The organism is Dolichospermum sp. UHCC 0352 (genome assembly GCF_009711925.1).
GTDB classification, from domain to species: Bacteria; Cyanobacteriota; Cyanobacteriia; order Cyanobacteriales; family Nostocaceae; genus Dolichospermum; species Dolichospermum lemmermannii.
On the sequence record NZ_VIKY01000063.1, the window covers coordinates 1 to 5,845 of the forward strand.

A 5,845-nucleotide genomic window follows, 5' to 3' on the forward strand; every position below is an offset into this window, starting at 1 on the left:
AAACTGGGATAACTGAGGGATATAGACTGAAACTCTCTATAGAATCTCCGCGTCTAAAGACGCGGAGAGTGTCAATCAAACCATAACTTTTTCACCAGGTTGAGGAGCAATTACCTGGGTTGTTAAATTGTTTTTTTCCAGTAATGTGCGAAATTCTTCTACAGTTCCCTTAGCTTGCAGGAATTTTACCAGTAGTCCTGCAAACAAAATATCCCCTCCGGCGGCGGTAGGGAGCATAAATCGAGGTTTTACCGATTTTGCTACTTCTAGGGCGCTATTCATGCCTTTGATAATCGGACCGAGTAGGGGTAAACTCAAATCAATGATTGGTGTAATTACTACGTCAATGGCTGCTATTTCTTCAAGTTGGGGGGAATGATAACCATGAGGTTCATAATACAATGTGGAATTATTTGCTAAATCTTTGAGTAGATAGCCGTTTTCTAATAAGGTTGGTCCAATGGGAGAACCGGGAACAGCTTTGATTTCTATTTGATGATTTAAGGTGAAGGTTTCACCATGATTGAGACTGATGATTTGTTGATAACCCAGTTGTTTGACAACTTTAGCCGCATTGGGGGAAGCGACAACGGGGATATTTTTGTTAAGCTGTTTTAAGGTGGGTGGGTGTGCGTGATCTTCTAATCCTTGAGAAAGCAAAATTAAGTTTATATTATCTGGTATTGACCGATCTTGAGTCCGAGAACCTTTAAATAACCAATCTAAATTATTAAAGGTTAAATCACCAATTAACCAGGGGTCAATTAGTATCCGCTGTTCACCAATTTCAATCAACCAACTATTACTATCTAACCAAGTAAAATTCATAATTACAGAAAACGCTATCTATAATCCAATTATAGCGAAAACGTAGGGGTTTAGCATTGCTAAACCCCTACTACAATATGTGCAGTAAAAGCGAAGGTTTTATCTAAAAAGGTATATCTAATAATAATCGTTGTTCTTGAATATTTTGCCCTATATTTTCATCATCATTATCCCAATTTAGAGGATTATTAATAATGTATTTTCTAATTCCTTCCAAAGATGTTTCATTACGGTTAATATGTTCATAAAAGTTTCTTTGCCATACAGAAGATATTCCTTTTTGATGGCAAATAATATTAATTTTCTTAGTAACAATACTTTTATAAGACCTGATGACGGTGGGAATTGATCCGGGAATCATTTTACCATAATTTCTGGTTTTGTCTTCTTTGGGAATTGTTTTAACTATCCATAATATGCCATGAATGTGATTTGGCATAATCACAAATACGTCTAAGTTGATATGTGGGAAATGTTGAGGAATTTCTTGCCAGCATTCATCAGCAATTGTTCCTAGCAAGTTTAATTTCATTTCCCCTTGTTTGATATCACCAAATATACATTGTTTGTCTTTAGTGCAAATGGTAATGAAATATGCACCTTCTTGGGTGTAATCGTGGTCTTTTAATCTAATAGAACGGCGATGGTGAATTTCTGGATTATAGGACACTTTGGTGATGAGGGATGGTTTTGATGAATTTTTATATGATTATATATCATTCATGGGTAGGGAATGTGGGATTAATCGGTTGGTGGCGATACGGGTAGGGGTTTAGCATTGCTAAACCCCTACAATCATTGACGGTAGATGAGCGATCGCAATGTATCATTGAAAATAAACAAGCGGTGAGCTTTGCTATCGCATTTTCTACAAATACAGAAAAGCGATACACCAGTCTTAACGTTTTCCCACAAACGTAGGGGTTTAGCACTGCTAAACCCCTACAACGCTTTAAACACTAACTAAATAATAATTATCGGCATCAGAAACACCAGAACCGCTAATTGAATAAAATCCTTTGCCAATAGCAGAACCCAATGGAGCATTTTGTTCCCACATCCAAAAACCATCTATTGCACCTGCGCTATTAAGTCTGTATCCAGCAAAAATTCCGGTATGGTTATATGTACCATAATAACTATTATTTGTACCAGCAAAAGTGGCGATCGCCGTACCTACCGCAACATTGCCATTACCTATCACACTAACTCTTCGTTTCCAAGTACCTGCATTCCAATAAGGACTTGATCCAGAAATTGCTGTTGCATCAGCAACTAAATCCCAACATTGATAACCATAAGCATTATCAACATTTCTACTATATTTACCAATTAGAGTTTCATTACTAAGCTGTGTTAAATAGCTAGAAGTGGCCATTAAACCAGAGGGTGCATCCGCAGGAGTTAAACCTCCTCTTTCTTGCCATCCATTCCAATTTGTTCCATTAAATGAATCACGAGTATAAATTCGATCATCTGTTCCTTGTACAGCTTGAAATAATTTCCCATTAAAGACTTTTAACTCCGGATCAGCTAGAGTAGCACCACCAAAGTTTTGCCAACTTGTCCAATTGCTCCCATTATCAGAAGAACGATTATAGATTTGGTTGTCAGTACCTCTAACTGTTTGATATAGTCTGCCATTAAACACTTCTAAATCAGGTCTACTGAGAGTAGCACCACCAAAGTTTTGCCAAGCAGTCCAGTTAGTACCATCAGCAGAAGAACGATTATAGATTTGGTTGTCAGTACCTCTAACTGTTTGATATAGTCTGCCATTAAACACTTCTAAATCAGGTCCACCGAGAGTAGCACCACCGAAGTTTTGCCAAGCAGTCCAGTTAGTACCATCAGCAGAGGAACGATTATAAATTCCATTGTCAGTACCTCTGACTGACTGATAGATGCGGTTGTTAAATACTTCCATCGCAACCTTAGACATCTCAACAGCAATATTTTGTCCATTTAAAGTAAAAGTTGCTGTATCATCCTCACCATGCAATGATACCAATTCTCCCTCACTAATACTTTGCCCCCTTACCAACCGCGAGAAAATATCCCCTTCATCCCCAGCAGCATCCTGTACATTAATTTGACTATCTAAATAATGCCCAACCTCCTCTACTAAAACCCCTGTAACAGCCTCAATATTATCCTTATTAGCCCCTAAAAATTCCCCAGATAGATAAATAGTATTATTGTCCTTTGCATACGCTCCATTGAAGTTTTGACCAAATACTAATTCTATATGCGGTGTATTAGTAAAATTATTTCGCGCCCAAGCTGTCAATATTTGATTAGCTGACTCCTGGTTATAAAGACCAAAAGCAGTCCCCATAATGTAATCTCTTTGAGAATTACTGCTGAGTCCACTCAGGATATATTTAGTTTCATTAATTGCCTGAAAAACTGTATCAATAAACGGAACAGGTAACTCAGAAGAATTGGCAGGATTAACAGCGAATACAGGATCTTGATAATCGCTCAAACCTAGATTGTTGTAGGGGGGTAGATATGAACCCTGATTGTTGAGAGTCTAAGGATAGCTCAAACATAGATGCCTTATCATGTAAAGATTAGTGGTCTTGTTACCTTTCATTCTATGCGAGCCAGTATAGCAGCTTGTATACTTTAATTTTCAAGAGTTAGTGAATTTTATTTTTTTAGTATCCGTATATTTATGCGTGCCAGCAGAAAATTTATCATCTGATCTCTGCTTGTAAAGCTGTTATCAGATTGATATAAGATGAATAAAATTAGCCACAACCTTGATGATTGCTGCTTCATGAGTGGTTCTAAGTGTAATCCTGACTTCTCAGTAATTTAGCGGAATTTATGTAAATTTTTGATAAAATTGTCAGAATCAGGATTAACAGGATTTTTTACAGCTAATTCCAGTCCTAAAATCCTTGTAGAGTCCATACATTCTTTATCATCAGTTGTCTATTGTCCCGCTAACATTTGTAGGAGTTTGTCCGCATTATGTAAATTACCAACCATGCGCCGAATTGGATGAGGCCAAACCTTAACTAAAGTAGGAGTAGCAGAAACTTGATCAATTTCTGCCTGTTCTGGATTGGTGAGAACATCAATAACTTTGAGAGTATAAGGATATCCTAGCGAGCGCTCTAAGGATTCGTGCAGGTTTTGTAAAATTTTTTCTGTAGTCGCACTATGACCAGCAACAAACAAACGCAAAACAAAGCCTGGGGGACCTGGGATCTTTTGTAGCACTGGTTGTGTATTAATGACTGGTTGCTGGTACTGTGAGGGAGAATCAGCCAAATCCAAACGCACAATTAAATCATGATCTTGCCAAAGTTGAGGAAATGTAGAGCGATAAGTTGATAATACCAAGCGATCGCACAAACCATCTTGCCAAGGTGCTGATTGCCAAACCAAATCTCCCGTCCCAAAAATCGCATTCAGCACAGCTTGATGACGCATTACTGCTGGATAAGCCTCCGCAAAAATTTGTACTTTTTGAGTCCGAGGATTTAACCAGTGATCAATGGTTGCAGTATAACAAGGTACTAAAAAATGTGGAGGCTCTGGTAAGTCGAGAATTTCCTGCAAAGCCGCACATAAATGTAAATGCCATCTTCCTTGCTTACTAGGGTCAATACAATAAATCAAATCCCCACCAGGCGTAAACAAGGCAATACCCTTGAACAACTGGGGTTTAGATAGTTTGTCTAAATTCAACTTAGTCATTGGTCAGTTGTCATGGGTCAGTTGTCAGTTGTTAATTAAATACGACCTCGGAGGAATTGCGCCATTTCGTTAGGAGTTGCCGACATTTCCAAAGCTGTTTCTTCAGTAATCCGGCCTTCTTGGTAAAGGTTGAGTAATGACTGATTCATTGTCACCATGCCATCAAAACTGGCTTGTTTCATTAAGTCCGCAATCTCATCATACTTGCCATTCTTCACCCATTCCTTAACAGCCTCAGTATTAATGAGAATATCGTGGAAAGCCGCCCGATTACCATCTGTAGTGCGGCATAAACCTTGAGCAATTACAGCTACTAAAGATTCCGCAAGCGCTATCCGCATAGCTTCCTGTTCTTCACCCGAATACAAATTGAGAATCCGTTCAATAGTTTTTACCGCACTATTAGTGTGCAGAGTTCCCATCACCAATTGACCTGTTTGCGCCGCTTTTAGTGCCGTATTTACAGTTTCCTTATCCCGCATTTCCCCCACCAGAATTAAATCTGGATCTTCCCGCAAAGCTGCTTTTAAAGCATTATCAAATTTGCGGGTGTGCATTCCCACTTGCCGCTGTTTAACTAAAGACTTACGACTTTGGTGGACAAATTCTACCGGGTCCTCAATCGTAATAATATGTTTAGCCATCTCCCGATTAATATAATCAACCATTGCTGCCATTGTCGTGGATTTACCTGAACCAGTAGGACCTGTCACCAAAACTAAACCCTTGTGATGGTGACAAATATCTCTAAACACTGGTGGTAAGCGCAATTGCTCCATAGACAGAATTTTGAGAGGAATTAACCGCAGTACCATGGCATAACCGCGCAGGGAATCAAACACATTAATCCGCACACGGGCAAAATCGTACTGAGTCGCACCATCAAATTCTAAATGTTCTTGAAACCTTTGAATTTCAGAATCAGAGAGAATCTCCCGCAGCCAACGCATAAAAGTCGGTTTATCAGTTTCGGGGTAACTTGTAGTGAGAATTTCTCCCCGGTTGCGGAAGCGGGGTATTTCTCCTACTCCCAAGTGAACATCAGAGTAACCTTCATCAAATGCTTCCTGGATAAGCTGTACCAATGTCCGTTCTAAAGGTTCATCTGTGGGCGCATTGTCATAAGAATATATTGGTGGTGGCAGAGTAATTATTGACGGTGCTGGTGCATTTATTTCTAAATTTGCCGACTGATGCTGTATTTTTACTTTTGGCAAGGGTGGCGGTATTCTGAATGTTTGTGATTCTGTCATATATCTTCACTTTTTTTAATTGGTCAGTTGTCAGTTGTCAGTTGTCAGTT

6 protein-coding genes are annotated in these 5,845 nt (G+C 39.0%); all 6 read right to left on the reverse strand.

The window, feature by feature from the left end; all coding sequences use genetic code 11:
• Nucleotides 1–75 precede the first annotated feature (75 nt).
• Nucleotides 76–828, reverse strand: a complete 753-nt coding sequence (locus FJR06_RS04365; protein WP_015080824.1) for an MBL fold metallo-hydrolase — start codon at nucleotides 826–828, stop codon at nucleotides 76–78.
• Between the two features lie 103 nt (nucleotides 829–931).
• Entirely contained in the window at nucleotides 932–1,498 is a 567-nt protein-coding gene (locus FJR06_RS04370; RefSeq protein ID WP_015080823.1) for a transposase, read from the reverse strand.
• A gap of 46 nt (nucleotides 1,499–1,544) precedes the next feature.
• On the reverse strand, nucleotides 1,545–1,760 hold the full coding sequence (locus FJR06_RS04375; RefSeq protein ID WP_148279058.1) for a hypothetical protein: 216 nt from the start codon (nucleotides 1,758–1,760) through the stop codon (nucleotides 1,545–1,547).
• A gap of 20 nt (nucleotides 1,761–1,780) precedes the next feature.
• On the reverse strand, nucleotides 1,781–3,316 hold the full coding sequence (locus FJR06_RS04380; protein ID WP_168650899.1) for a hypothetical protein: 1,536 nt from the start codon (nucleotides 3,314–3,316) through the stop codon (nucleotides 1,781–1,783).
• Nucleotides 3,317–3,771: 455 nt separating this feature from the next.
• Nucleotides 3,772–4,542 carry a circadian clock KaiB family protein gene (locus FJR06_RS04385; RefSeq protein ID WP_015080821.1) on the reverse strand — a complete coding sequence of 257 codons (771 nt, stop codon included), beginning with the start codon at nucleotides 4,540–4,542 and terminating at the stop codon, nucleotides 3,772–3,774.
• 35 nt (nucleotides 4,543–4,577) lie between these two features.
• Nucleotides 4,578–5,795, reverse strand: coding sequence for a type IV pilus twitching motility protein PilT (locus FJR06_RS04390; protein WP_168650900.1), 1,218 nt, complete (start codon nucleotides 5,793–5,795; stop codon nucleotides 4,578–4,580).
• Between the last annotated feature and the right edge of the window lie 50 nt (nucleotides 5,796–5,845).

Excerpts from the sequence above, each read along its gene's own strand:
- FJR06_RS04390 (WP_168650900.1), bottom strand. The coding sequence starts at position 5,795 with ATGACAGAATCACAAACATTCAGAATACCGCCACCCTTGCCAAAAGTA.
- FJR06_RS04385 (WP_015080821.1), bottom strand. The coding sequence starts at position 4,542 with ATGACTAAGTTGAATTTAGACAAACTATCTAAACCCCAGTTGTTCAAG.
- FJR06_RS04365 (WP_015080824.1), bottom strand. The coding sequence starts at position 828 with ATGAATTTTACTTGGTTAGATAGTAATAGTTGGTTGATTGAAATTGGT.